This window comes from Marinactinospora rubrisoli, assembly GCF_042664915.1.
Lineage (GTDB): Bacteria > Actinomycetota > Actinomycetes > Streptosporangiales > Streptosporangiaceae > Marinitenerispora > Marinitenerispora rubrisoli.
This window is the reverse complement of the sequence record NZ_JBHTBH010000011.1, coordinates 167,248-190,489: the sequence shown is the minus strand read 5'-3', so window position 1 is coordinate 190,489 and position 23,242 is coordinate 167,248. Positions and strand designations below refer to the sequence as shown.

The 23,242-nt window shown below is 73.1% G+C and carries 21 protein-coding genes; 11 read left to right on the top strand and 10 right to left on the bottom strand.

The features are described 5' to 3' along the window. Genes qcrA through ctaE form a run of 3 tightly spaced genes read right to left on the bottom strand, consistent with a single transcriptional unit; the run spans position 1 to position 2,648 of the window. On the bottom strand, positions 1 to 1,119 hold the full coding sequence (gene qcrA, locus ACFQRF_RS21880) for a cytochrome bc1 complex Rieske iron-sulfur subunit (protein WP_379873022.1): 1,119 nt from the start codon (positions 1,117 to 1,119) through the stop codon (positions 1 to 3). Further along, positions 1,112 to 2,005 carry a cytochrome bc1 complex diheme cytochrome c subunit gene (gene qcrC, locus ACFQRF_RS21875; protein WP_379873021.1) on the bottom strand — a complete coding sequence of 298 codons (894 nt, stop codon included), beginning with the start codon at positions 2,003 to 2,005 and terminating at the stop codon, positions 1,112 to 1,114. Before qcrC ends, qcrA begins: the two co-directional genes overlap by 8 nt. Before the next feature lie 16 nt (positions 2,006 to 2,021). Continuing rightward, positions 2,022 to 2,648: an aa3-type cytochrome oxidase subunit III gene (gene ctaE, locus ACFQRF_RS21870; protein WP_465262338.1), complete on the bottom strand. Its 627-nt coding sequence runs from the start codon at positions 2,646 to 2,648 to the stop codon at positions 2,022 to 2,024. A gap of 425 nt (positions 2,649 to 3,073) precedes the next feature. On the opposite strand from ctaE, the gene ACFQRF_RS21865 reads away from it, so the two are divergent. Together ACFQRF_RS21865 and trpD are read left to right on the top strand one after the other, a co-directional pair. Further along, positions 3,074 to 3,505 (top strand): DNA-binding transcriptional response regulator, encoded by a 432-nt coding sequence (locus ACFQRF_RS21865; RefSeq protein ID WP_379873020.1) that lies wholly within the window; start codon positions 3,074 to 3,076, stop codon positions 3,503 to 3,505. Positions 3,506 to 3,872: 367 nt separating this feature from the next. Beyond that, the gene (gene trpD, locus ACFQRF_RS21860) at positions 3,873 to 4,925 is read left to right on the top strand and encodes an anthranilate phosphoribosyltransferase (RefSeq protein ID WP_379873019.1); all 1,053 of its coding nucleotides are present in this window, start codon (positions 3,873 to 3,875) and stop codon (positions 4,923 to 4,925) included. Positions 4,926 to 4,985: 60 nt separating this feature from the next. Here trpD and ACFQRF_RS21855 read toward each other — a convergent pair whose 3' ends face one another. From ACFQRF_RS21855 to ACFQRF_RS21845, 3 genes are all read right to left on the bottom strand, one after another. Further along, positions 4,986 to 5,261, bottom strand: coding sequence for an Lrp/AsnC family transcriptional regulator (locus ACFQRF_RS21855; RefSeq protein ID WP_379873018.1), 276 nt, complete (start codon positions 5,259 to 5,261; stop codon positions 4,986 to 4,988). Between the two features lie 50 nt (positions 5,262 to 5,311). Continuing rightward, entirely contained in the window at positions 5,312 to 6,076 is a 765-nt protein-coding gene (locus ACFQRF_RS21850) for a rhomboid family intramembrane serine protease (protein ID WP_379873017.1), read from the bottom strand. Positions 6,077 to 6,143: 67 nt separating this feature from the next. Then, positions 6,144 to 7,862: a DEDD exonuclease domain-containing protein gene (locus ACFQRF_RS21845; protein WP_379873016.1), complete on the bottom strand. Its 1,719-nt coding sequence runs from the start codon at positions 7,860 to 7,862 to the stop codon at positions 6,144 to 6,146. Positions 7,863 to 8,087: 225 nt separating this feature from the next. On the opposite strand from ACFQRF_RS21845, the gene ACFQRF_RS21840 reads away from it, so the two are divergent. The 5 genes from ACFQRF_RS21840 (at position 8,088) to ACFQRF_RS21820 (ending at position 14,620) form a co-directional block, all read left to right on the top strand. Next, positions 8,088 to 9,818 carry a RelA/SpoT family protein gene (locus ACFQRF_RS21840; protein ID WP_379873015.1) on the top strand — a complete coding sequence of 577 codons (1,731 nt, stop codon included), beginning with the start codon at positions 8,088 to 8,090 and terminating at the stop codon, positions 9,816 to 9,818. Positions 9,819 to 10,004: 186 nt separating this feature from the next. Continuing rightward, on the top strand, positions 10,005 to 10,265 hold the full coding sequence (locus tag ACFQRF_RS21835) for a hypothetical protein (protein WP_379873014.1): 261 nt from the start codon (positions 10,005 to 10,007) through the stop codon (positions 10,263 to 10,265). A gap of 6 nt (positions 10,266 to 10,271) precedes the next feature. Next, a complete protein-coding gene (locus tag ACFQRF_RS21830; protein WP_379873013.1) occupies positions 10,272 to 11,708 on the top strand; it encodes an NYN domain-containing protein in 1,437 nt (478 codons plus the stop codon). A 386-nt stretch (positions 11,709 to 12,094) separates the two neighbouring features. Beyond that, the gene (locus ACFQRF_RS21825; protein WP_379873012.1) at positions 12,095 to 13,093 is read left to right on the top strand and encodes a C40 family peptidase; all 999 of its coding nucleotides are present in this window, start codon (positions 12,095 to 12,097) and stop codon (positions 13,091 to 13,093) included. 540 nt (positions 13,094 to 13,633) lie between these two features. Further along, entirely contained in the window at positions 13,634 to 14,620 is a 987-nt protein-coding gene (locus ACFQRF_RS21820; RefSeq protein ID WP_379873011.1) for a C40 family peptidase, read from the top strand. Positions 14,621 to 14,736: 116 nt separating this feature from the next. Here the strand turns inward: ACFQRF_RS21820 and ACFQRF_RS21815 are convergent, their stop codons facing one another. Further along, entirely contained in the window at positions 14,737 to 16,539 is a 1,803-nt protein-coding gene (locus ACFQRF_RS21815; protein WP_379873010.1) for an AMP-dependent synthetase/ligase, read from the bottom strand. Between the two features lie 309 nt (positions 16,540 to 16,848). Here ACFQRF_RS21815 and ACFQRF_RS21810 point away from each other — a divergent pair, with 309 nt between their 5' ends. Beyond that, the gene (locus tag ACFQRF_RS21810) at positions 16,849 to 17,241 is read left to right on the top strand and encodes a hypothetical protein (protein WP_379873009.1); all 393 of its coding nucleotides are present in this window, start codon (positions 16,849 to 16,851) and stop codon (positions 17,239 to 17,241) included. 243 nt (positions 17,242 to 17,484) lie between these two features. Then, positions 17,485 to 18,558 (top strand): ABC transporter substrate-binding protein, encoded by a 1,074-nt coding sequence (locus ACFQRF_RS21805; RefSeq protein WP_379873008.1) that lies wholly within the window; start codon positions 17,485 to 17,487, stop codon positions 18,556 to 18,558. Positions 18,559 to 18,600: 42 nt separating this feature from the next. Here ACFQRF_RS21805 and ACFQRF_RS21800 read toward each other — a convergent pair whose 3' ends face one another. The 3 genes from ACFQRF_RS21800 to ACFQRF_RS21790 form a co-directional block, all read right to left on the bottom strand. Then, positions 18,601 to 19,299: an endonuclease/exonuclease/phosphatase family protein gene (locus tag ACFQRF_RS21800; RefSeq protein ID WP_379873007.1), complete on the bottom strand. Its 699-nt coding sequence runs from the start codon at positions 19,297 to 19,299 to the stop codon at positions 18,601 to 18,603. A 74-nt stretch (positions 19,300 to 19,373) separates the two neighbouring features. Next, positions 19,374 to 20,216, bottom strand: coding sequence for a hypothetical protein (locus tag ACFQRF_RS21795; protein WP_379873006.1), 843 nt, complete (start codon positions 20,214 to 20,216; stop codon positions 19,374 to 19,376). Continuing rightward, complete coding sequence (locus ACFQRF_RS21790; RefSeq protein ID WP_379873005.1) at positions 20,213 to 20,980, bottom strand: alpha/beta hydrolase; 768 nt, start codon at positions 20,978 to 20,980, stop codon at positions 20,213 to 20,215. Before ACFQRF_RS21790 ends, ACFQRF_RS21795 begins: the two co-directional genes overlap by 4 nt. Positions 20,981 to 21,274: 294 nt before the next feature. On the opposite strand from ACFQRF_RS21790, the gene ACFQRF_RS21785 reads away from it, so the two are divergent. Both ACFQRF_RS21785 and macS read left to right on the top strand, forming a co-directional pair. After that, the gene (locus ACFQRF_RS21785) at positions 21,275 to 22,099 is read left to right on the top strand and encodes a lysophospholipid acyltransferase family protein (RefSeq protein WP_379873004.1); all 825 of its coding nucleotides are present in this window, start codon (positions 21,275 to 21,277) and stop codon (positions 22,097 to 22,099) included. Next, complete coding sequence (gene macS, locus ACFQRF_RS21780) at positions 22,068 to 23,234, top strand: MacS family sensor histidine kinase (RefSeq protein WP_379873003.1); 1,167 nt, start codon at positions 22,068 to 22,070, stop codon at positions 23,232 to 23,234. Before ACFQRF_RS21785 ends, macS begins: the two co-directional genes overlap by 32 nt. Positions 23,235 to 23,242 lie beyond the last annotated feature (8 nt).

The following is a 23,242-nucleotide window of genomic DNA, read 5'->3' as shown; positions in this document are numbered from 1 at the left end:
CTAGTCACCCTTCTCCGCGTCCCAGAACGTCGGACCGACGGCGCTGGAGAAGTCGCCGGCCGCGACGAGGTACCCCTCGTCGTCCACCCTCAGCGGCAGCTGGGGGAGCGGCCGGTGGGCCGGGCCGAAGACGACCTTGGCGCCGTTGGCGGCGTCGAACGTCGACTGGTGGCACGGGCACAGGATCCGGTGCGTGGTCCGCTCGTACAGCGCCGCCGGGCAGCCGACGTGCGTGCAGATCTTGGAATACGCGACGATCCCGTCGGCCGTCCAGGAGCGCTGCTCCTCGGTCATGTCCGGGCCGAACTCGTCCATCTTGATGAGCAGGACGACGGCCTTCGCCTGCTCGTTGAGGGTCAGCCCGTGGCCGTGCTCGCCCTCATGCGGCGCCTTGGGCAGCGCGGTGATCATGCCACCGGCGCGCTCCAGGTCGGTCACCCGGATCTCGCGGTCGGTGCCCTCGACCACCATCCGCATGCCCGACTCCCACATGGTGTGCTTGAGGCGGTCGCCGGGCAGCGGCCCGGTGTCGCGCAGCAGCACGATGGGGGCGAGGCCCAGCGGCAGCATGGCGGCGATCAGCGTCCGGCGCATCAGCGGGCGCCGGGTGAAGCCGCTCTCGTGCGCGCCCTTCATGAAGAAGTCGCTGAACGACGACTTCTCCTCGGGGGAGGAGGGGAGCTCGTCGTACGGCGTGGACACCTCATAGTGCGGCATCACCTGGCGGGCCCACACGGTCATGCCCGCACCGATGGCGAACAGCGACAGCGCGAGCGTGCCGCCCATGACCATGTTGGCGAGCTGCCCCGTGCCCGGGCTGGCGATCACCGGCTCCCCGTCCGACGGCGCGAACAGGAAGTAGCTCACCAGGAAGCCGACGCCGGAGACGAACGCGATCAGGAACCACAGCGCGGCGCCCTTCTCGCCTCTGCGCTGCTGCTCCTCGGTCCGCGGGTGCGTCTCCTCGGCGGGATACGGTCCGATGTGCCGGGGGTGGGTGGACGCCGACTCCGTGGCGGCCGACACCAGCGTGTCGCCGTCCCCGGTCGGGGTGCCGATGACACGGTCGCGGCCTTCCGCACCCGCCCCGGCGCCGTTGAGGTTGTTGTTATCAGTCATGGGCTCGCTGCTTCGCGGTGATCCAGATCGCGCACGCCACGATCAGGGTGAGGCCGACGGTCCAGCCGATGAACCCCTCGGCGACCTGCCCGATCCGGTCGAGGGCGAAGATGCCACCGGCGTTCGGTTCTGCCTGCAGGTCCTTCACGTACGCGATCAGGTCCCGCTTCTCGTCGGGGGTGATGGTGGTGTCGGTGAAGAACGGCATCGCACCGGGGCCGGTGAGCATGGCCTCGTAGAGCTGACGCGGGCTCGCGTCGTGCAGCTCGGGAGCCCAGCGCCCGTCCGTCAGCGCGCCGCCGGCGCCGGACCAGCTGTGGCAGTGCGCGCAGTTGGCCAGGTAGAGCTTCATACCGGCTTCGGTGTCGCCACCGGCGATGTACTCCTCATAGGCCGCGTCGTACCGTTCCCGGGCGGTCTCGTACTCCTCCTCGCTCTCGAAGTCGGAGCGCTGCGGAGCGGTCGCCGGCACGTTCGTCGGCACGGCCGGGCCCTCGCCGAAGGTGGCGACGTAGGCCGCCAGGTTGTCGATCTCCTCCTGGGTGAAGGGGGTCGGGCGCCGGGGCATCTGCGCGTCGGGGTTCATCGACGGCATGCGGCCGGTGCTCACCTGGAAGTCGACCGCCGCGGCACCCACGTTGGTCAGGTCGGGGCCGGTCGCGGTGCCGGCGCCCTGGGGGCCGTGGCAGCTGGCGCAGCTCTCGGTGAAGATCTGCCGTCCCTCGCGCAGATCCACATCAGGAGCGTCGGCGGCCACGGTCTGCGCCTGCGCCCGCTCCGCGGTGGGCGCCACGAAGGCGTAGCCCACCCCGACGAACGCCAGCGCGAGTATGACGACGACATACCCCGCCAGGGGATGCCGTCGCCGCGCGGTAATCCATTTCACGGTTTCCCCGTTCGGGTTACTGAAGGAAGTAGATGGTTGCGAACAAAGCGATCCAGACCACGTCAACGAAGTGCCAGTAGTAGGACACAACGATGGCGCTGGTCGCCTGCTGATGAGTGAAGCGCTTCGCGGCGTACGTGCGTCCCAGCATGATCAGGAACGCGATCAGACCACCGATCACGTGGAGGCCGTGGAAGCCCGTGGTGAGGTAGAACATCGAGCCGTAGGCGCTGGACTGCAGCGTCAGTCCCTCGTGCACGATCAGCTCGTAGTACTCATACGCCTGTCCCAGAACGAAGATCAGGCCCATGACGAACGAGATGAAGAACCACTTACGGAGCTTCCGCACGTCACCGCGTTCGGCCGCGATGACGCCGGCCTGGGCGGTGAAGCTGGAGGCCACGAGAATCACGGTGATGCCGAGCGCCCACGGCACGTTCAGGTGAACGTCCGGCCACTCGCCCAGGCTGGGATCGCCCTTGGTCACCGATCGGATGGTGTAGTACATCGCGAACAGCGCCGCAAAGAACATGAGCTCGTTGGCCAACCAGACGATGGTGCCAACGCTCACCAGGTCAGGTCGCTTCGCCGCACCATGTACTGGTGTCGGTCCTGTTTCTTGGTTCGCGGTTGCTGTCGCCACGGGAGCATTATTGCGGCATCTGACGAGGGTCGTTGCACGACCCCCCGTAACGCGCCGACCGGCCGCGCCCTCGGGCCGCCGGGAGGGGCGTCCCCGCCGGATCCGCCGTGACACCTTCGCGACCTGCCGGGACCCGTGCCGTGGGCCGGTCCCCGGTGGGACGCGGCGGTCCGCCGTTTCGGTCCGCCGCCCGTGCCACCGCGGCGGTGTGCGTTATGAGTTCGTGCCGCCGGGCCCGCAACGGGCGGACGGGGGCGGGTGCTTCCCCTCGGGGAGCGCTGCTGGCATCCTGTCGTGTCGGAACCGGCAAGGCAATAGGCTCGGAGTGTGGGCGATCCGGCCTGGTGCGGCCGGTGTGGAAACGATCGCGACTGGGTAGTTACTCGGCTCCCCGCGCGCGGGGATGATCCCAAGGACGGTTCACCATGGCGGACAGCGGTACCCGGCACACCCCCAAGATGCGCGTCCTCATCTACAGCGACAACGCCGCGGTTCGGGAGAACGTGCGGCTGTCCATCGGCCGGCGGCCCGCCGCCGACGTCCCCAAGGTGGAGTTCATCGAGTGCGCCACGGCCCCCGGTGCCGTCCGCCGCCTGGAGGAGGGCGACGTCGACGTCGCGATCCTGGACGGGGAGGCCACCCCGGCCGGCGGGATGGGCGTCTGCCGGCAGATCAAGGACGAGATCTACCAGTGCCCGCCGGTCCTGCTGCTCATCGGCCGGCGCGACGACGGGTGGCTGGCCACCTGGTCGCGGGCCGACAAGGTCGTGAGTCACCCGATCGACCCCGTGGCCCTGGCCGAGTCGCTCGCCGAGCTGATGCGCCAGCGCCGCGACCGGCTGGCCGTCACCGGCTGAGCCCCCGCCCGCTCCGCCCCGCCCCGCACCGCCGGTGGCGGGGCCCGAGGACCGACAGAACGCTGCTTCCCATGACGTGTGCACTCAGACCCGGCTCCGGCACGGTGTTCGCCGTTCCGGCCACGGAGGCTGTGCTTTCCGTTCCTACGGAGACGGAGTTGTCCGTTCCCGCCACGGAGGCGGGGTTCTCCGTTCCCGCCACGGAGGCTGTGCTTTCCGTTCCCGCCACGGAGGCTGTGAACACCGCCCGGTGGCCCGGACCGCGCGGCCGGTCCGGCGGCGCTCGCGCCCGATGGCGCCGGTGAGCCGTACGCCGACCCGTCCGACGCTGCGAGACCGCACACCCGAGGAAGCGAGACCCCTGACCGTGAACACCCCTGACCGCACCTGGTCCGCCCTGATCAGCGCCCTGCTGGCCGGCCGGTCGCTGACCGCCGCCGACACCCAGTGGGCCATGAACGAGATCATGTCCGGGTCGGCGTCCGACGTGCAGATCGCCGGATTCGCCGTGGCGATGCGCGCCAAGGGCGAGACCGCCGAGGAGGTCACCGGACTGGCGCGCGGCATGCTCGACAACGCCGTCCTGGTGTCCGTGCCCGGCCCGACCCTCGACATCGTTGGCACCGGCGGCGACCAGGCGCACACCGTGAACGTGTCGACCATGGCGGTCATCGTGGCCGCGGCCGCGGGCGCCCGTGTGGTCAAGCACGGTAACCGGGCCGCCTCCTCCTCGTGCGGCACCGCCGACGTGCTGGAGCGCCTGGGCGTGGTCATCGACCTGCCCCCGGAGCAGACCGCGCGGATGGTCGAGGAGGCCGGGGTCGCGTTCTGCTTCGCGCCGCTGTTCCACCCGGCGCTGCGGCACACCGGCCGGACCCGCCGCGAGCTGGCGGTGCCCACGGTCTTCAACTTCCTCGGCCCGCTCACCAACCCGGCCCGCCCGAGTGCGGCCGCCGTCGGGGTGTTCGACCCGCGCATGTGCGAGGTCGTCGCCGGGGTGTTCGCCGAGCGCGGCGACTCCGCGCTGGTGTTCCGCGGCGACGACGGCCTCGACGAGCTGACCACCACCACCACGTCGACCGTCTGGGTCGTGCACGACGGCGCGGTCCGGCGCGAGAGCCTGGATCCGGCGGTGCTCGGCATCGAGCGCGCCGCCCCCGACGCGCTGCGCGGCGGCGACGTGGAGTTCAACGCCGCAGTGGTGCGCGACTTCGTCGACGGCCGGCCCGGGCCGGTGCGCGACGCGGTGCTGCTGAACGCGGCCGCCGCCCTCGCCGCGGCCGACGGCATCAGCGGCCCGCTGGAGGAGGCGCTGGCCGCGGGTCACGCCCGCGCGGTCGACGCCGTCGACAGCGGCGCCGCCGCCGCCACGCTGCAGCGCTGGATCGAGACCAGTCAGGCGCTCGCCAAGCAGGCGTAGTGCGGCTCCGTCACGGGACCGACCGTGCCGCCGGCCGTGGCCGGCGGCACGCCGTTACGGTCAGAGACCCAGCGAGAACGCCGCCTCCAGGTCATGCCGCGAGTAGGTGTGGAAGGCGATGTGCGTGTCGGAGGACTGCACGCCCGGCACCCGGTTGACCCGGTTCGGGATCACATCGGCCAGCTCCTCGTGCCGGCGCACCCGCACCAGCGCGATCAGGTCCACCCCACCGGTCACCGAGTAGACCTCGCTGACCCCGTCGATCTCGGCGATCGCCTCGGCGACCTCGGGGATGCGGTGCACGTCGGCCTTGATGAGAACGATCGCGGTGATCACGGGGGCCTCCTGGCGTGGGCGGGGCGGCGCCGGTGCGGCCCGGGCGGTGCTCAGTGCACGTCGGAGAGCCGGGAGCCGGCGCGCCAGCGGATCCGGTAGATGAGCAGTCCGCCGACCACCCCGGCGACGAAACCGTACACGTGCGCCGCGTAGGCCGTCTGGGTCTGCTCGCCGGGGAAGAGGGTGAGACTGACGTACAGAAAATACTGGAGGACGAAGTAGGTGGCCACGAGCGTCCAGCCGGGGAGCCGCACCGGGATGACACCGAACACCAGGGTGATGACCCGGCTGCGGAACTGCACCACCAGGTACCCGCCGAGCACGCCCGAGATGGCCCCCGACGCCCCGACCAGCGGCACCGTGGCGTCGGCGCCCTGGGCGAGCGCGAACGCGTAGCAGGCCGCGATCCCGCAGACCACGTAGAAGGCGAGATAGCGGAACCGGCCGAGCCGGTCCTCCACGCACGGCCCGAACACGAACAGGTACACCATGTTGCTGAGCAGGTGCAGTGCGCCGCCGTGCAGGAACATCGAGGTGAACGCCGACAGCACGGGGATCTTGCCGAAGCCGGCCCCCTGGCACTGCGTGGCGTCGGGGAGCTGCTGGCCGGTGAGCAGCTCCGCCGGGACCGCCGCCCACCGCAGCAGGTACAGCTCGACCGCGCACGACCGCGCCAGCGGCTCGGCGCCGTACCACACCGCCATCTGCGACAGCGGCGAGAGCAGGTACACGCCGACGTTGACCGCGATGAGCAGGTAGGTGACGACCGGGACCCGGCGAACCGGGTAGTCGTCGCTGAGCGGGATGCCGGCCATCTGCCTCGCAGTCTCCGTGGGTCGTCGCGGTCGCCTGGGCGAAGCGGGATTCCGCCCGGCCCGCGGCTCACCGCCGCGCGGGAGCGGCCTCGCGGTCCCAGTCTGTCAGGTCGCGGTACCTGTCCGCACCGTCCACCGGGCAGGTCCACGGGGTGTCGAGGTCGATCAGCCGGACGCCGGGGGAGTCCAGCCAGCGCAGCACGCACTCCATCTCGGCCGCGCCCGCGCGTGGCGCCGGGCCGGGGCCGGGCGGGACCGTCTCGGCGGTGTCCACGAGCGCGCGGACGAAGGCGTGCGGGTCGGTGCCGGGGCGCATCAGCCCGGTGCCGGCCAGCCTGCCGTGCCGGACCACGCACACCTCCCACCCGGCCGCGCCGCGGCGGCCGGCGACCAGCTGCGGCAGCCGCGCCAGGGCGGTGAGCCGCTGGGCGCGCCCGGCGCCGGCGAGCAGGGCCGCCAGCCGGTCGCGGTGGGCGGCGGCCTCCTCGTAGCGCAGCTGCGCCGAGAGTTCGCGGATGTGCCCGGTGAGCGCCCGCACGACGGACGCGGTCTGGCCGGTCAGCGCCCGCTCGGCGCGCTCGGCGTGCGCGGCGTAGTCCTCGGGCGACTCGCGTCCCTCGCACGGCGCGCCGCACCGGCCCAGTTCGGCCAGCACGCAGGCCGTGACCGGCCGGCTCGGGGAGAACCGGTGCGTGCACTGCCGCAGCGGAACGACGTGGTGCAGGGCGTCGCGGGCCAGCTCCGCCTCGCGGGCCGACCGGAACGGCCCGGAGTAGGTGGCGCCGTCGTCGAGCACGCGGCGGACCAGCGCCAGCCGGGGGTAGCGTTCCCGGGTGAGCTTGAGCCAGACGGCCCGCCCCGGGTTGCGGGACCGGCGGTTGTACGGCGGCCGCCGCTCGGCGATCAGCCGCAGCTCGCGAACCTCCGCCTCCAGCTCGGTGCCACAGACGATGGGGGTCACCCGCTCGGCCAGGGCGATCATCTCCCGGACCCGGCCGCGGGTCTCCGACGCCGTGAAGTAGGACATCACCCGCCGCCGCAGGTTGCGGCTCTTGCCGACGTAGAGGGCATCGCCCCGGGCGTCCTCGAAGACGTAGACGCCCGGCCGCTCGGGCATGTCCTCGGCGAGCCGCCGCTTGCGGCGCTGCGCGGCCGTGGGCGCGGTGCGGAACGCGCGCAGCTCCTCCAGGGTGTCCACGCCGAACGAGCCGAGCCGCTCCAGGAGCGCGTGCAGCACCCCCACGGTGGCGCGGGCGTCGTCCAGTGCCCGGTGGGTGGGCTCGTCGGGCACCCCGAAGTGCCGGGCGAGCGTGCCCAGCTTGTGGTCGCGCACCTCGTCACGGGGGACCAGGCGGCGGGCCAGCGGCACCGTGTCGACGACCGGCGGGTTCGGCCAGGCGAAACCGTGCGCGGCGCAGACGGCCTTGAGGAAGCCGACGTCGAAGGGCGCGTTGTGGGCCACCAGCACCGTGCCGCGGTCCAGCCCGGCGAACTCGAGGAACGCCGGCAGCACCTGCTCGATGCGCGGCGCGGGCGCCACCATGGCCTGGGTGATGCCGGTCAGCAGCGTGATGAACGGCGGGATCGGGACGCCGGGGTTGACGAGCGTGCCGAACTCGCCGAGCACCTCGCCGCCGCGCACCCGGACGGCGCCGATCTCGGTGATGCCGGCGCCGTCCGCTCGCGACCCGGTGGTCTCCAGGTCGACGACGACGAACGTGGTGCCGGCCAGCGGGGTCCCCAGGTCGTCGAGGGAGCCCTGGAGGGGGAGTCGCTGCTGAGCCACCCGGCCAGCGTACGGTCCGGCCCCGACAGAGACGCGGGCCGGGTGCGGCCGTACGGCCGGTGCCGCCGCAGGTGGGCGGCCCCGGGACCGGCCGCGCGCTCCGGCGCGGGGGCCGGCCGGTATTCTGGCCCGAACACCGATCCGTCGCCGATGCTCCGCAATCGGACGCCGTCGTCCCGCTACGGGCACCGGGCGACTGTGCGCACGACTGTGAGGGAGCGGTGCATGGCGAAACCTGATTCCGCGGACCGCGCCGACGGCGCCGCCGACCGGATGTGGTGGCGCGCCCTCAACGACGCGAGCGCGGGGCGGGTCGTGCTGCCCGAGGTCGAGCCCCTGGTCCGAGAGCACCTGCGGTGGCACCCCCGGGCCGACGCGGCGCTGCTGCGGCGCGCCCACGCCGTGGCGCACCACCTGCACGACGGCCAGCTCCGCAAGTCGGGCGAGCCCTACATCACGCACCCCGTCGCCGTCGCGACGATCCTCGCCGAGCTGGGCATGGACACCGCCACCCTCGTCGCGGCGCTGCTGCACGACACGGTGGAGGACACCCCGTTCACCATCGGGCAGCTGCGCGCCGACTTCGGGCACGACGTCGCGGTGATGGTGGACGGGGTCACCAAGCTCGACCGGTCGATGTACGGCGAGGCGGCGGCGGGGGAGACGTTCCGCAAGATGGTCATCGCGGCCGCCGCCGACCTGCGCGTCCTGCTGATCAAACTCGCCGACCGGGTGCACAACCTGCGCACGCTCCGGTTCCAGCCGCCGCACAAGCAGCGCAGGATCGCGCAGGGCACCCGCGACCTGCTGATCCCGTTCGCCGAGCGGCTGGGCGTCTACCACCTCAAGCGGGAACTCGACGACCTGTGCTTCGAATTCCTGGAGCCCGAGGCGTACACGGCCACCGTGGCGGCCCGGGACGCGGCCCGCGCGCAGGACCGGTCCGAGCTGGACGACGTGGTCGAGCGGCTGCGGGCCGTCCTCGCCGAGTTCCGGGTCAGGGCCGACGTTCTCGTCAAGGAACGTCACCTGTACTCGATCCACACCTCGCGCGGCGGGGACCTCGCGGGACTGGACCCGTTCGCGATCTCCCGCATCTCGGTGGTGGTCCGTGGCGACGACTACCGCGACTGCTACATCGCCTTGGGCGCCATCCACGGGCTGTGGCGTCCGCTGCCGGCCCGGTTCAAGGACTTCATCGCCGTCCCGAAGTACAACCTGTACCGCGCGCTGCACACCGTCGTCGTGCACTCCGGCGGGCGGGTCTTCGACGTGCTGGTCCGTACCGCCGCGGAGTACCGCGTCTCGGAGTTCGGCCTGATCGCCTACGTCGCCGACGCCACCTCCGCCGACGGCCGCCGGGCGGTCACCCACCGCCCCGATCTGGAGTGGCTGCGCCGGCTCCTCGCCTGGCAGGGGCAGGCCGACGCCCAGGATCTGCTGGCCGGGGTGCGCACCGACCTGGGCCCGGACAGCATGGTGACGTTCACCCGGGAGGGCGACCTCGTCACCCTGCCGCAGGGCGCGACCCCGCTCGACTTCGCCTACACGGTGGCCCCCGAGCTCGGCGACGGCTACATGGGTGCCCTGGTGGACGGACGGCTGGTGTCGGTCTCCACCCCGCTGCGCGACGGCAGCAAGGTGGAGATACTGACCGGCGGCGACAGCGGCCCGTCGGAGTCGTGGCTGAGCTTCGTCAAGACGGGGCAGGCCAGGGTCGGCATCACCCGGCGGCTGGCCCGGCGCCGCCTGGAGGAGAGCGCGGCGGACGGGCGGGACCGGGTCGCGGCGGAGCTGCGCGACCGGGGCATCGACCTCATCGAAGTGGAGAGCAGCGGCGTGGCGACCGCGGTCGCCCGCAGGCTCGGCTACCCCGATCTGGACGCGCTATATGCGGCGGTCTGTGGCGGGAAGGTGGACTTCGACGGCCTCGTCGCCGCGCTCGTCGCCGCCTGAGCCCGGCCGCCGTCCGGTTCCGTCGCCGTCGCCCGCGGGCGGGCCCGTGAACGCCCGGTGAACACCGTCTTGGCCCGGCTCCGACGCCACGTGGAAAGATGGAAACGACCATGACGGTGCCGATCGGTGGACGCGGCGTGCGGTGGCCTCGGCGCCGGGATGCCGCGACGTAAGGAGTGGATGGCCGTGAGCTTGACCGCGCCCAGTGTGAGCCAGCGGTGGCGGTGCGCGCAGTGCGGGAACCTCACCCGGTTCGACGTCACCCGCACGCGGCGGTCCCGCGACTACGTGCACGTCGACCTCTCGGGTGAGCCGCGCGTCGAGGAGAGCGAGGCGCTCAGCGAGACGATCGAGGAGGTGCGGTGCCGCTGGTGCGGCAGCGTCGAGGCCGTCGAGGTCGTCGACCGGCCGGCAGCGGAACGATCCGCGCCCGCGGAAAGCGCGTGACGCGCCATGGCCTCCGACACCTCGGATTCCGGCGCGGCGCCCCGGCCCGGGGGCGACGGCGCCGCAGCGGCTGACGCGCCCGAGACCCGTGCCGAGCGGGCGGCCGAGCCGTCCGGCGCCACCGGCGAGGACGGGCAGGTGCTGACCCGGCCGCTGCCCGGCCCGGTGCGCGAGCGCGTCATCGAGTACGGCTCGGACGTGCTCGGCGGCCTGCCCATGGCCGAGCTGCCGTCCGCCCTGCGGCGCGTCGCCCGGTTCGAGCCGCGCCGCCGTGCCCGCCTCGCCGGGCCGCAGATCGCCGCGCAGCTGGAGACCGACGCCGACTTCCGCGGCCGGGTCGGCGACCGGGTCCGCCAGGTGTGGCCGGAGCTGGCCGACGGTCTGGGCAGCGGCGTGGTGCCGCCCGCGGCCGACCCGGTCACCGTGGCGGCGGCCGCGTACCTGCTCCGCCCGGCCGGCTGGCCGGACATCGTGGAGCAGGTGCACACCGAGCTGGCGGAGCGCGAGAGCGCCAGGGAGGCCGACGAGGCCGCCGAGGCGCTCGCCGACCTGCGCCGGCAGCTCGACGCCGCCAAGTCCGAGCACCGCGAGGAGGTGCTGCGGCTGCGCTCGCAACTGCGGGAGCACCGCAGCACCATCGCGGACCTCAGGCGGCGGGTGCACGCCGAGCGGCAGCGCGCCAAGGACGCCACCGAACGCGCCGAGCAGGCGATCGCGGAGGCGGCGGACCGCGGTTCCACGGCGGCCAACCAGGTCGGCGTCGTGGAGGCGGAGAACCGCCGGTTGCGCAACCGCCTTGCCGCGGCGGAGGCCCAGGTCGAGAACGCGCGGCGCGCGGCGCGGTCGGGACGCAGCGCGGAGGAGGCCCGGTTGCGGGTCCTCATCGACGTCCTCATGGACGCCGCGCACGGCCTGCGGCGGGAACTGGCGCTGCCCAGCTCCATCGACAGCCCGGCCGACCTGGTGGCCGACAGCCGCCGCGGGCAGGGGACCGGGGTCCCGGCGCGCGGGCTGCCCGACGACGACCCCGGGCTGATCGACCAGTTGCTCAGCCTGCCCCGGGTGCACCTGCTCGTCGACGGCTACAACGTGACCAAGACGGGGTACGGCACGCTCCCGCTCTCGGACCAGCGCAGCCGGCTGCTCGCCGGCCTGGAGGGGCTCGCCACCCGCACCAAGGCCGAGATCACGTGTGTGTTCGACGGCGCGGAGGTGGACGCGCCGCCGGCGCTGTCCGCCACCCGCCGGGTGCGGCTGCTGTTCAGCGACCCGGGGGAGACCGCGGACGAGCTCATCATCGGGCTGGTGCGGGCGGAACCGCCCGGACGGCCGCTGGCGGTGGTGACCTCCGACAAGGAGATCGTCGCCGCCGTCGGCCGGGCGGGCGCGCGGACCGTCTCCTCGGTGATGCTGCTGCGGCGGCTGGAGGCCGGCTCCGGCTGATCCCGCGCGGGCGCCACGGCCCCCGGAGCCGCGGTGGCCGGATGCGGCCGTGCGCGCGTCCCGCCGTTGTTCACGCGACGGGGCGACAAGTCCACTGTGGTGGGGAATACAGGTTCCTCTGGCCGGTTGAGCGACATGGGGCGGTCCGCTAGGTTCTTCCCGGAGCTTGATCGCCTGTCAGATAGAACGGCGGACCTGTGTCCCGCCGCTGCCCTGGGCGCGCGAGCTCCCGCCGGAGTGGGACCGCGTGGTCGCGCTGCCGCGTGCACATCGACCGCGACGTGCAGCGATGCCAGGCGCCTCCCCGCTGACACGTGCGCCTCGCTGCCCGGCTCCCCCGCCCCCACTCCCTCCGCGGAGTTCGACTTAAGGAGCGTGTACCGCCCGTGATCAACCATGGTGGTCGGCGCACGGCCCGCCGGATCGCGACCGGCCTCGGCGTCGTGGCCGCCGGAAGCCTCATGCTGCCCTCGGGAATCGCCTACGCCGACCCGGAGCCCACCCGGGAGGACGTCGAGGCCGAGCTCGACGAGCTCAACGAGCAGGCGAGCGCCATCGTCGAGGAGTACAACCAGGCGAAGGAAGACTACGAGGCCGCCGAGAAGAAGCTTGAGGAGCTGGAGAACCAGGTCGGCGACGAGGAGGACCGGTACAACGAGCTGCGCTCGCAGGTCGCCGAGTTCGCCAGCGCCGCCTACCAGGGCGGCGACCTCAGCGCCGTCTCGACGGCGCTCTCGGTGGACGACCCCGATGACATCCTCAACCAGTCGGCCGACATCGGCTACCTGTCGGAGACGCAGCGGGCCGCGCTGGAGGAGTTCGCCGGTTCGTCGGAGCGCCTGATGCAGCTCAAGGACGAGGCCGAGGCCGCTGTCGAGGAGGCCGAGGGCAAGAAGGACGAGCTGGAGGAGAAGAAGCAGGAGGTCGAGGAGGCGATCGCCGAGCAGGAGGAGCTGCTCGCGCAGTTCCCCGGCTCCGACCCCACGGGCGGCGGCGAGACGGCCGGCGGCAGCTACACGGGTTCGGCCTCCGGGAACGCCCGCTCCGCCCTCGACTACGCCTACGCCCAGCTCGGCAAGCCCTACACCTATGGCGCGGCCGGCCCCGACACCTTCGACTGCTCGGGACTGACCATGCGCGCCTGGGGCGCGGCCGGGGTCAGCCTGCCGCGGACCTCCCAGGCGCAGGCCAGCGCGGGGCAGCAGGTGAGCCGCGACGCGCTGCAGCCCGGCGACCTCGTGTTCTTCTACGAGGGCCTGACGCACGTGGGCATCTACGCCGGCAACAACCAGATGGTGCACGCGCCGCGCACCGGCAAGAACGTCGAGGTGGTCTCCCTGGCCGGATACTGGGACGGCCAGTTCGTGATGGCCATCCGCCCCTAGGCCGGCCGCGTCGGCAGGGCGTTCGCCGCCCGGAACACGGTGCGTCCGTGGGCCGGGCGGCGCCGTCGTTCCGGCCGCGTGCCGCGGCGGGTCCGGGGCCGCCGGACCCCTATCCGATATGCGAATTATGCGAGATTAGTTAGCAAAATAACGAATTGGTTGAGATCGGGAGGGGAGTCCACTACTGTGCACTCCCGAGCGGTCGTCGTTCTCGCCATCACCAGGGTGGCAGCGACCGGCTCCCGCCGTTCTCCGCGCCCCCCTGCTGCGTCCCACCCGGCAGCGCGGAGGCCGGGGAAGCCAGACCGGGGCGCGCCACCCCCGTTCCCCCAAGGCGCGCGGCCGCGACGGCCTCCCAGGGTGAATCAGTGACCATCCCAGTGGCGCTGTAGGGCGATATCTTCGTGTACCCGTGTCCCCCGTGTCACCGCGTACCTCGCCCGAACCCCGCACACGCGCTGTGCCGGCAGGCGGTTCTTGGGAGAAAGGTGTGCCACAACCGTGGATAACCGCCATGATCGTGGCTCGTATCGCCGCCATTTGGCGGCCGTGGGCTTCGTCGCCGCCGGCGCCTTGGTCCTCTCGCCCGGCGTCGCCAACGCCGAGCCCACCCCGGACGAGGTCCGGGAACAGATCGAGCAGCTCGAACAGGAGTTCTCCGAGCTGAACGAGGCGTACAACGCCGCCCAGCAGGACCACGAGGCCGCCCAGAAGAAGCTGGAGGACATCCAGCAGGAGCTGGAGGACACCGAGGCCGACCTGGAGAGCCTGCGCGGCAGCGTCCGTTCCCTCGCCAACGCCGCCTACAGCGGCACGGACTACAGCTCGCCGGCCTACCTGCTGTCCAGCAGCGGCCCCGAGGACGTGCTCCGGCACGCCGCGGACGTCGGCTACCTGTCCAGCAGCCAGGAGCAGAGCCTGGTCCAGTACTCCGAGAAGCGGGAGACGCTGGAGTCGCTGCAGGACGAGGCCGAGCAGACCGAGCAGGAGGCTCAGGACCGCCTTGACGAGGCCGAAGAGGCCCGCGACGAGGGCGAGCAGAAGATGGAGGAGCAGCAGGAGCTGCTCGACTCCCTCACCGCCGAGGAGCAGTCCGACGCCACCTCCGGGGTCGGCGCGGCCGAGGAGACCTCGTCCGGCGGGGCCTCGTACCACGGCTCGGCGTCCGGCGACGCGCGCATCGCGCTGGAGTTCGCCTACGCCCAGGTCGGCAAGCCCTACATCTGGGGCGGCACCGGCCCGGACGGCTATGACTGCTCCGGCCTGACTCAGGCCGCGTGGGCGGAGGCCGGCGTCAGCCTGCCCCGTGTCTCGCAGGACCAGTTCCACGCGGGCACGCGCGTCTCCTGGGACGAGCTCCAGCCGGGCGACCTGCTGTTCTTCTACGACAGCTCGGCGCCCACCCACGTGGGCATGTACGCGGGCGACAACCAGATGGTGCACGCTTCGACATCGTCGAAGCCCATCGGCGTGGTCGAGCTCAGCGACTACTACCGCACCAACTTCGTGGGTGGGGTCCGCCCGTAGCGAGCCGTCCGCTGCCGGTCCTGCGACCGGCGTTCACGGGGGCCGCGGCGCACACGCGCCGCGGCCCCCGTCACGTTGCGGGTCCGGCCGCCGAGGGGCCGGACCCGGGCGAACCGTCAGCCGCCGTAGATGGCGTCGATCTCCGCGGCGAACTCCTTGGCCACGACGTGCCGCCGGACCTTCAGCGACGCGGTGAGCTGGCCGCCCTCCACCGTGAAGTCCTGGGGGAGGATCGTGAACTTGCGCACCGACTCCGCCCGCGACACCGCCCGGTTGGCGCGGTCCACCGCCACCTGCACCGCCGCCCGCAGGTCCGGGTCGTCGGCCAGTGCCGCGGCGGTGGCGGCGGGGTCCTTGCCGTTCTGCTGCTTCCAGAACTCCAGCGCCTCGGGGTCCAGGGTGATCAGCGCGGCGACGAAGTTGCGGTTGTCGCCGACCACGATGCACTGGCTGACGAGGGCGTGCGAGCGGATCCGGTCCTCGATCACGGCCGGCGCCACGTTCTTGCCGCCGGCGGTGACGATGATCTCCTTCTTGCGCCCGGTGATGCGCAGGTAGCCGTCGTCGTCCAGTTCACCGAGGTCGCCGGTGCGGTACCAGCCGTCCTCGTCGAACGCCTCGCGGGTGGCCTGCGGGTTGTTCCAGTAGCCGCGCATGACGTGGTCGCCCTTGACCAGCACCTCGCCGTCGTCGGCGATCCGCAACGACACCCCGGGGAACGCCCGACCCACCGTGCCGATGCGCTGCGTGGTGGCATCGTTCACCGCGGTCGGCGCGGAGGTCTCGGTGAGGCCGTAGCCCTCGATGACGGTCAGGCCGATCCCGCGGAAGAAGTGGCCGAGCCGCTCGCCGAGCGCGGACCCGCCGGAGATCGCGTGGGTGGCCCGGCCGCCGAGGGCGGCCCGCAGCCGCCCGTACACCAGGCGGTTGAACACCGCGTGCCGCAGCCGAAGCCACAGTCCTGGGCCACCGGCGTCCTGAGCCTTGCTGTAGGCCACGGCGGTGGCGGCGGCGATGGCGAAGATGCGGCCCCGTCCCTCGGCGACCGCCTTCTGCTCGGCCTTGTTGTACACCTTCTCGAACACCCGCGGAACGGCGAGCAGGAAGGTCGGCTGATAGTCGCCCAGGGTGTCGATGAGTTCCGGGCCCGTGCTGGGGAAGTGGCCGAGGACGGTGTGAGACTCCACGCAGCCGATCTGAATGACACGTGCGAAGGAGTGCGCCAGCGGCAGGAACAGCAGCGTGCGGCGGCCCTCGACCTCGAACACCTCGCGCAGCGGGGCGTGGATGATGTTCTTCAGGGTGAAGAGCAGGTTGCGGTGCGTCAGCTCGCAGCCCTTGGGGCGCCCGGTGGTGCCCGAGGTGTAGATGATCGTGGCGAGGTCGTCCGCGCCCACCGCGGTGCGCCGCTCCAGTACGGCGGACTCCTCGATCCCGGAGCCCGACTCCCGCAGCCCGGCCAGTCCGTCGCCCTCGATCGGCCACACGTGCTTGAGGTGGGGGAGTTCGCCGCGCACCGCGTCGACCCGCGCGGCGTGCTCGGGCAGTTCCACGAAGGCCGCCAGCGCGCCGGAGTCGCCGATGATCCACGCGATCTGCTCCTCGGAGGAGGTCTCGTAGATCGGTACGGTCACGGCCCCGACGGTCCAGACGGCGTAGTCGATGACGGTCCACTCGTAGCGGGTCCGCGACATCAGCGCCACGCGATCGCCGTGCCCGACACCGGCGGCGAGCAGCCCGCGGGCGATCGCCATGACGTCGCCGAGGAACTCGGCGCACGTCACGTCGCGCCACTGGCCGGACTCCTGGCGCCGGAGCATGACGGCGGCGGGCTCCTCGGTGGCGCGCGCGAAGGGGGTGTCGGTCAGTCGCGCGTCGGCGGGGGTCTCGACCTTCACTGGACGGCTGTATTCGCGCACGTGGGTCGCTCCTGGACTTACGGGGGATGACAGTGCTGTGACGACGGTAACAAGCTTCGTTACTCGCTGGTAGAACCGGTTCTTGTTCGGTATGGGAAAGTGATCCGGCCGCCGGGCGCCCGGGGGTCCAGTATGCCGCCGCGGGTCCGCCGGACGCGGCGGGCCACGGGGTTACGGGCAGGTAGGGGAGAAAGGCCACCCTCCGCCCCTGAATCCCCTCCGGGATGCCCCTGGTTCGATCGCCGCGCCGTACCCTGCCCGCCGCCCGCTGATTAATCTGGCGGTAAAGCGACGAACAGGCAGGTGAGCATGGCACGACCCAACGGTGATCCCGCGGGATCCCCCGACATCGTCGACGACGCGCTGCGGCTCGTCGGGGCGGTGCGGCGAAGACTCATCGTCGCGGGGGTGCGCCGCGGCGTCGCCAGTGCGACGGGCGGCACCCCCCGCACCCCCGACGTCTGGGAACAGGCGGTGCGCGAGGAGCAGCGTCAGGACGAGCCGGCGCTGGACCAGTTGCTCGGCATCGTCCGCACGAAGGGCCCGGAGGTGGCCGGGCACCTGGGCCGGGCCGGAGTGGTGCTGGTCGGCGCCCTCGGCGAGACGTGGACGGTCATCGGACGGTCCATCGAGCGCGCCCAGCGCGAACGCGAGGAACGCGAGCGGGCCGGTGCCACCGAGCCGACCCGCCGTCCCGGCTGACGTCCCCCTCCCCGCCTCCGCCCCCCGATTCGTCCGGCCGCCACGCCCCCGCGTCCGCCCCGTGCGGCGGAAGCGGGGGCGTCGTGTTCCCCCCGCCGTTGTCAGTCCAGCGAGCGCAGGTTAGCCTTGCCTAACCGGGTCGCCACCCCCTGGGGGCGCCGTCCGTTCCCGCCCCGGGACGCCGGACGCCGCCCGGACCCGGCGCCGTCGCGACGACGGGTGGACACGAGACCGAAGGACGTCATGAAGAGGACGATCGAGCGCCTGGGCGCGGGCCGGCCGGCCCGCGCGGCGCGGGTGCGCGCGGGAGTGGGCCGCAGAGAGCTGCTCGCCGGGGCGGGGAGCGTGCTGCTCCTCGGCGCGGCCGGCTGCGCGGGCGGACCGGAGGACACCGGCGAGGCGTCCGGCACCGGCCGCCGGATCGAGCACAAGCACGGCACCACCGAGGTCGCGGGACGGCCTTCCCGGGTGGTCACCGTCGGGCTCACCGAGCAGGACTACGTGCTGGCGCTCGGCGGAACCCTGGTCGGCGTCCGCGAGTGGTTCGGCGGCTACGACGGAGCGCTGTGGCCGTGGGCCCGGGAGGTGCTCGGCGACGCCGCCGTCCCCGAGGTGCTGCCGGTCGACGAGCTCAACTTCGAGCAGATCGCCGCCCTGGAGCCCGACCTCGTCCTCGGGGTGAACTCCGGCCTCACCCAGGAGGAGTACGACCTGCTGTCCAACATCGCGCCGACCGTCGCGCAGCCGGCCGGCCTGCCCGACTACGGGGCGCCCTGGCAGGACATCGCCCGCATCGTCGGCCGCGCGCTGGACCGCGAGGACGAGGCCGAGGCGCTTGTCGCCGACATCGAGGAGCGGTTCGAGCAGGTCCGCGCCGAGCACCCGGAGTTCGACGGGGCCACCGGCCTGCTCGCCACGTTCATCGACGAGGCGGCCTTCGTCTACGCCGAGGGACCGGCCCCCGGGTTCCTCACCCAGCTCGGCCTGCAACTGCCGGAGGCGGCCGCGGAACTGTTCACCGGCGAGAACCGGGAGCCGGTCGAGATCAGCCTGGAGCAACTGGAGGTCCTCAACTCCGACGTGCTGCTCGTGGGCCTGTACGGCGATGGGGAACGGCTCGCGCGGCGTCCGGTGGTGCGCGATCTCGACGTCGCCCGCGAGGGCCGGATGCTCACGATGCCGGAAATGAGCGACGTCAACGGGGCGCTGTCCTTCGGCTCCGTGCTGAGCCTGCCGTTCGCGCTCGACGAGCTGGTCCCGCGGCTCGCCGACCTCATCGACGGCGACCCGGAGACCGAGGCCGCGGCGGTGGAGTGATCCGGCGGGCACCGGTGACCGCCGGAACGGCCCGGGCGGTGCTCACAGCTCCAGTTCCGCGAGCACCGGACGGTGGTCGCTGGCCGCCACTACGTCCTCCGCGGCCAGCAGCTCCACCGGGACGCCGGCGCGCCGGACGGTGAGCTCCGGGGCGGTGAGCACCGCGTCGATGCGGCGCCGTGGCCGCCGGGCGCTGAACGTTCCGGCGGCGGCCCGGCCGGCCTGGGCACCGGGGTCGGCCAGCCGGGTGGCCAGCAGCCGCCACGCCGGGCCGTCCGGGCCCTCGTTGAGGTCGCCGGCCAGCACCGGCCGGGCTCCCCACTCGGTGGCGACCCGTTCCAGGACGTCGAGCGCCTCGCGCGCGTGCCGCAGCCGGGCGCCGGCGTCCAGGTCGAGATGGGTGCAGCCCACGGCAAGGCGGCGGCCGTGCGCCTCCAGCACCGCCACGGCGATCGCCCGGACCGGCAGCCCGGACAGGCGGCGCAGCACATGGTGCTCCCGGTGCACCACCGCCACCTCCGGCCGCACGAGCACCGCGAGCCCGCCCGGACGGCGGCTCACCGCCGCCGTCAGTCCGGCCCGCCGCGCCAGCCGCCGCCGCGATCCGCGCCACCCCAGCAGCCGCGGGGCCTCCTGGAGGCAGACCACGTGCGGCCGGCAGCCGCGGATGACCCGCGCGACCGCGTAAGAGTCGTCGCGCAGCGAGCGGACGTTGTAACTGAGCACACGCAGAACCGGCACCCCTGGGTGATACCCGGTGACCCGCGCTCGCGCGCAGCTGTTCGGCATGACCGGCACCGGGCGGCCGATGCCGCCTAGAGCACCGCGCCGTCGTCCGGCCCGCTGTCGCGCGGCGGGCGGTCGCCCATCCGGACGACCAGCACGACGAAGCCGGCGATGAACGCGGCCACCGCGCAGAACGCCAGCCAGCCGGGGATGTTCAGGCTGAGCATGGTCGAGGTGAGCAGCAGGACCGGGCCACCGAACAGGCCCGCCCAGGACAGGCGGCTGACGAGGTCGCCGCGTGGCAGCGGTGGCGGGGGCGGCGGGACGAAGTGGTCGTGGTCGTCGGCCCGGCCCTGGGTGGGGTGCGGCGCGGGCCCGGCCGGGCCGGGGGTGTCGCCGGTCAGGTCGTCGAGGAGGCCCGGTTCGTCGCGGCCGGTGCGGTCGGCCAGCGGCGGGGACTCGCCCGCGGACAGGTTCTCGGCGTCGGGCCACTCCGGAGCGGCGCGGCCCGGCGCGCCGGGCTCGTAGAAGCGGGACACCAGGTCGGCCCACACGTCGTCGTCGCCGGGGTCCCCGGCCGGTGCGGCGTCGTGGGCGGTACCGGCGGCGGGCGCCGTACCCGTTTCGCGGGGGTCGCGCCGGTCGGCCGGCTCGCCGCCCGGCTCGGTGTGCGCCTCCAGGTCGGGCAGTTCGGTACGCAGGATCTCCTCGGCCGCGTGCCGCTCGTTGGCGTCGACGTACAGGTGGTCGGTCGGCGGCTCCCGCAGCGCGGCGCCGCCGGGCTCCAGTACGTCCTCGTCCAGCGGGATGGCGTAGGCGGCGATCCCGGCCCGGCGGAGCGCGTCCAGCATGACGTCGGCCAGCGCGGGAGGCAGCAGGATCAGCGGGACATAGGCGTCCGCGAGCAGACCGTTGCCGCGGCGATGCGTCATGCGTCTAGTCCTTCCCCGCTCCGGCTGTTGTCGCGTACGAAGGCGAGGCTGCCGTCGAAGATCGCGGCCGCGTCGTTGTCGAGGGTGGCGACATGGTAGCTGTCGTCACAGGACCGAACGGTCACCGGTGCGTTGACCGCCCTACTTGTGAGGATACGCAGACTCGCCGGACCGATCACATGATCCTCCGGACTCCGGTAGACCAAAATCGGGGCGGTGATCCGGCCCAGATCGCGGCGGGTCGTCCGCCACAGCCTGGGCAGTGTCGCGGCGGCGGCCGTGGGGACGCGATCGTAGCCCACCTCGAACGCGCCGGGCTTCTTGATGTCCCCCGCGACCGCCCGCGTCGACGGCAGCACGCGGCGCAGGACGGGGGCCACCAGGAGCAGCGGGTTCTCCAGCGCGAGGGAGGGGTTGACCACCACCACGCCCGCCACCGCGTCCGGGTGCGCGGCGGCCAGCCGCAGCGCCAGGCAGCCGCCGACGGACAGCCCCATGACGAACACCTCGGCGCAGCGCTCCCGAAGCGCCGCGAACGCCGTCTCCGTGGCGGCGGCCCAGTCGTCGGCGGTGGTGCCGCTCATCTCCTGCCACGTGGTGCCGTGGCCGGGCAGCGCCGGCAGGTCGACCGTCAGGCCGGCGTCGGCGAGGTGCCGCGCCCAGGGCAGCATCGACTGCGGGCTGCCGGTGAAGCCGTGGCACAGCAGGACGCCCACGGGGCCGCCGTCGTGCCGGAAAGGGTCCGCTCCCGGTAGAAACGGCATCGCTGTCTCCGTATGTCGTATGTCGTGGGTCGTGGGCCCGGCGCGCCGTGGGGCCGCCGCCGCGGTGGCGCTATCGAAACTAGCCGAGCGCCGGGATCGCCGGAAGTCCCGTCCCGTGGGGCATCCGGCACGCCGGGCCGCGGTCTTACCCGCTGGTAACCGGACGCGCCATTGGTAGCAGTGCTCCGGCGATGCGAAGATAACGGCGATTGTTCGTGGCAGCGGGGTGGCGGAGAGACGGCGCGCCGGAATCGACGAGGCCGGCCCTCCCCGCACGGGCGGGGGTGAGACTGGGTGTTCTACTGGGTGGTCAAGGCGATTCTCGGCCCGGTGCTCGCGGTGCTGTGGCAACCGCGGGCCGAGGGCGTGGAGAACGTGCCGCGGTACGGCCCCGCCATCATGGTCAGCAACCACCTGTCCTTCTCGGACCACTTCTTCGGCCCGCTGCCGCTGCCGCGCAAGATCACCTTCCTCGCCAAGTCGGAGTACTTCACCGGCAAGGGCGTCAAGGGCCTGGCCAGCCGCGTCTTCTTCACCGGCGTGGGCCAGATCCCCATCGACCGCTCCGGGGGCAAGGCCAGCGAGGCCGCGCTGCGCACCGGCCTCAAGGTGCTGCGCCAGGGCAAACTGCTCGGCATCTACCCCGAGGGCACCCGCTCGCCCGACGGCAAGCTCTACCGTGGCCGCACCGGGGTCGCCCGCCTCGCGCTGGAGTCCAAGGCGCCCGTGGTGCCGATGGCGATGATCAACGTCGACAAGATCATGCCGCCCGGCCGCACCGTGCCCAAGCTCGGCATCCGTCCCAAGGTGGTGTTCGGCAAGCCGATGGACTTCTCCCGCTATCAGGGCATGGAGAAGGACCCCCGCGTGCTGCGGGCCATCACCGACGAGATCATGTACGCCCTGATGGAGCTGTCCGGCCAGGAGTACGTCGACCGGTACGCGCAGTCCGTCAAGGCCGAACTGGAGGCCGCGGCCCGTGAGGGACGCAAGGAGCAGCACGCCGACCGCCGGGAGCGGCGCAAGACCAGGCGCGAGACCCGCCGGGCCGAACGCGCCAAGCGGCGCGCCGAGCGCAAGGCGCTCCGTGCCGAAGGACGCGGCGACCGGACGGACTGACGCCCCGGGCGCGGCCATGGGATTCGAGGTCCCCCTCTGGCGCGGCATCGCGGTGTTCCGCACCGCCGCGCTCGTGCACGCCGTCGCCCTCATGCTCCAGCACCTCGGCCGGATGGACCACCCCGCGCTGGCGTGGGCGGTCATCGTGGTCATGGCGGCGTGGACCGCCGTCGCCGGTTACGCCTACGCCCGCCCGGCGCTGCGGGGCTGGCCGCTGCCGGCGGCCGACCTCGGCGTCGCGTTCGCCTGCATGCTGAGCACCGGTGTCGTGGGCGGCGCCGGCTATTTGGACGCCGCACCGCCGCTCACGGCCACCTGGTTCGCGGCCGCCCCGCTGTCGGCGGCCGTGCTGGGCGGCCGCCGCTGGGCGGTCGGCGCCGCCCTCGGTTACGGGGTGGCCGACCTGCTGCTGCGCGGCGAGTTCGGCGCGGCGGTCCTCAACGGCGTCGTGCTGCTGCTGCTCGCCGGCTACGCCGTCGGCTACATGGCGCACATCGCCGCGGAGTCCGAGCGCCGGTTCGCCCGCGCGGTCGAGCTGGAGGCGCGTACCCGCGAGCGGGAACGGCTGGCGCGCTCCATCCACGACTCCGTGCTCCAGGTCCTCGCCATGGTGCAGCGGCGCGGCACCGAGCTCGGCGGTGAGGCCGCCGAGCTGGGCCGCCTCGCCGGGGAACAGGAGGCGGCGCTGCGCGGCCTCGTCGGGCGGGACCGCCCGGCGGGGGACGGGGTGGACCCGCCGCCGGGGACGGACCGCACCGACCTGTGCGGGCCGCTGGCCGCGCTCGGCTCGGCGACGGTCACCGTCTCCACGCCCGCCACCGAGGTGCCGGTCCCGGCCCTGCTCGCCGCCGAGGTCGAGGCCGCGGTGCGCGCCGCGCTGGCCAACGTCGACCGGCACTGCCCGCCCGGTACCCGATCCTGGATCCTGGTGGAGGACGAGGGGGACACCGTCACGGTGACCGTGCGCGATGACGGTCCCGGCATGCCGGCCGGCCGGGTCGAACAGGCCGCGGCCGACGGGCGGCTGGGCATCGCCCAGTCCATCACCGGCCGGATCCGCGACCTCGGTGGCGAGGTGGCGATCAGTACCGCCCCCGGCGAGGGGACCGAGATCGAGATGCGCGTGCCACGGTGACGGCCGGG

Bases quoted from the DNA above. Each gene is read 5' to 3' on its own strand.
- qcrA (WP_379873022.1), bottom strand. From the start codon at position 1,119: ATGACTGATAACAACAACCTCAACGGCGCCGGGGCGGGTGCGGAAGGC.
- ACFQRF_RS21830 (WP_379873013.1), top strand. From the start codon at position 10,272: ATGGCCTCCGACACCTCGGATTCCGGCGCGGCGCCCCGGCCCGGGGGC.
- ACFQRF_RS21865 (WP_379873020.1), top strand. From the start codon at position 3,074: ATGGCGGACAGCGGTACCCGGCACACCCCCAAGATGCGCGTCCTCATC.
- ACFQRF_RS21850 (WP_379873017.1), bottom strand. From the start codon at position 6,076: ATGGCCGGCATCCCGCTCAGCGACGACTACCCGGTTCGCCGGGTCCCG.
- ACFQRF_RS21805 (WP_379873008.1), top strand. From the start codon at position 17,485: ATGAAGAGGACGATCGAGCGCCTGGGCGCGGGCCGGCCGGCCCGCGCG.
- ACFQRF_RS21840 (WP_379873015.1), top strand. From the start codon at position 8,088: ATGGCGAAACCTGATTCCGCGGACCGCGCCGACGGCGCCGCCGACCGG.
- ACFQRF_RS21795 (WP_379873006.1), bottom strand. From the start codon at position 20,216: ATGACGCATCGCCGCGGCAACGGTCTGCTCGCGGACGCCTATGTCCCG.
- ACFQRF_RS21810 (WP_379873009.1), top strand. From the start codon at position 16,849: ATGGCACGACCCAACGGTGATCCCGCGGGATCCCCCGACATCGTCGAC.
- ACFQRF_RS21790 (WP_379873005.1), bottom strand. From the start codon at position 20,980: ATGCCGTTTCTACCGGGAGCGGACCCTTTCCGGCACGACGGCGGCCCC.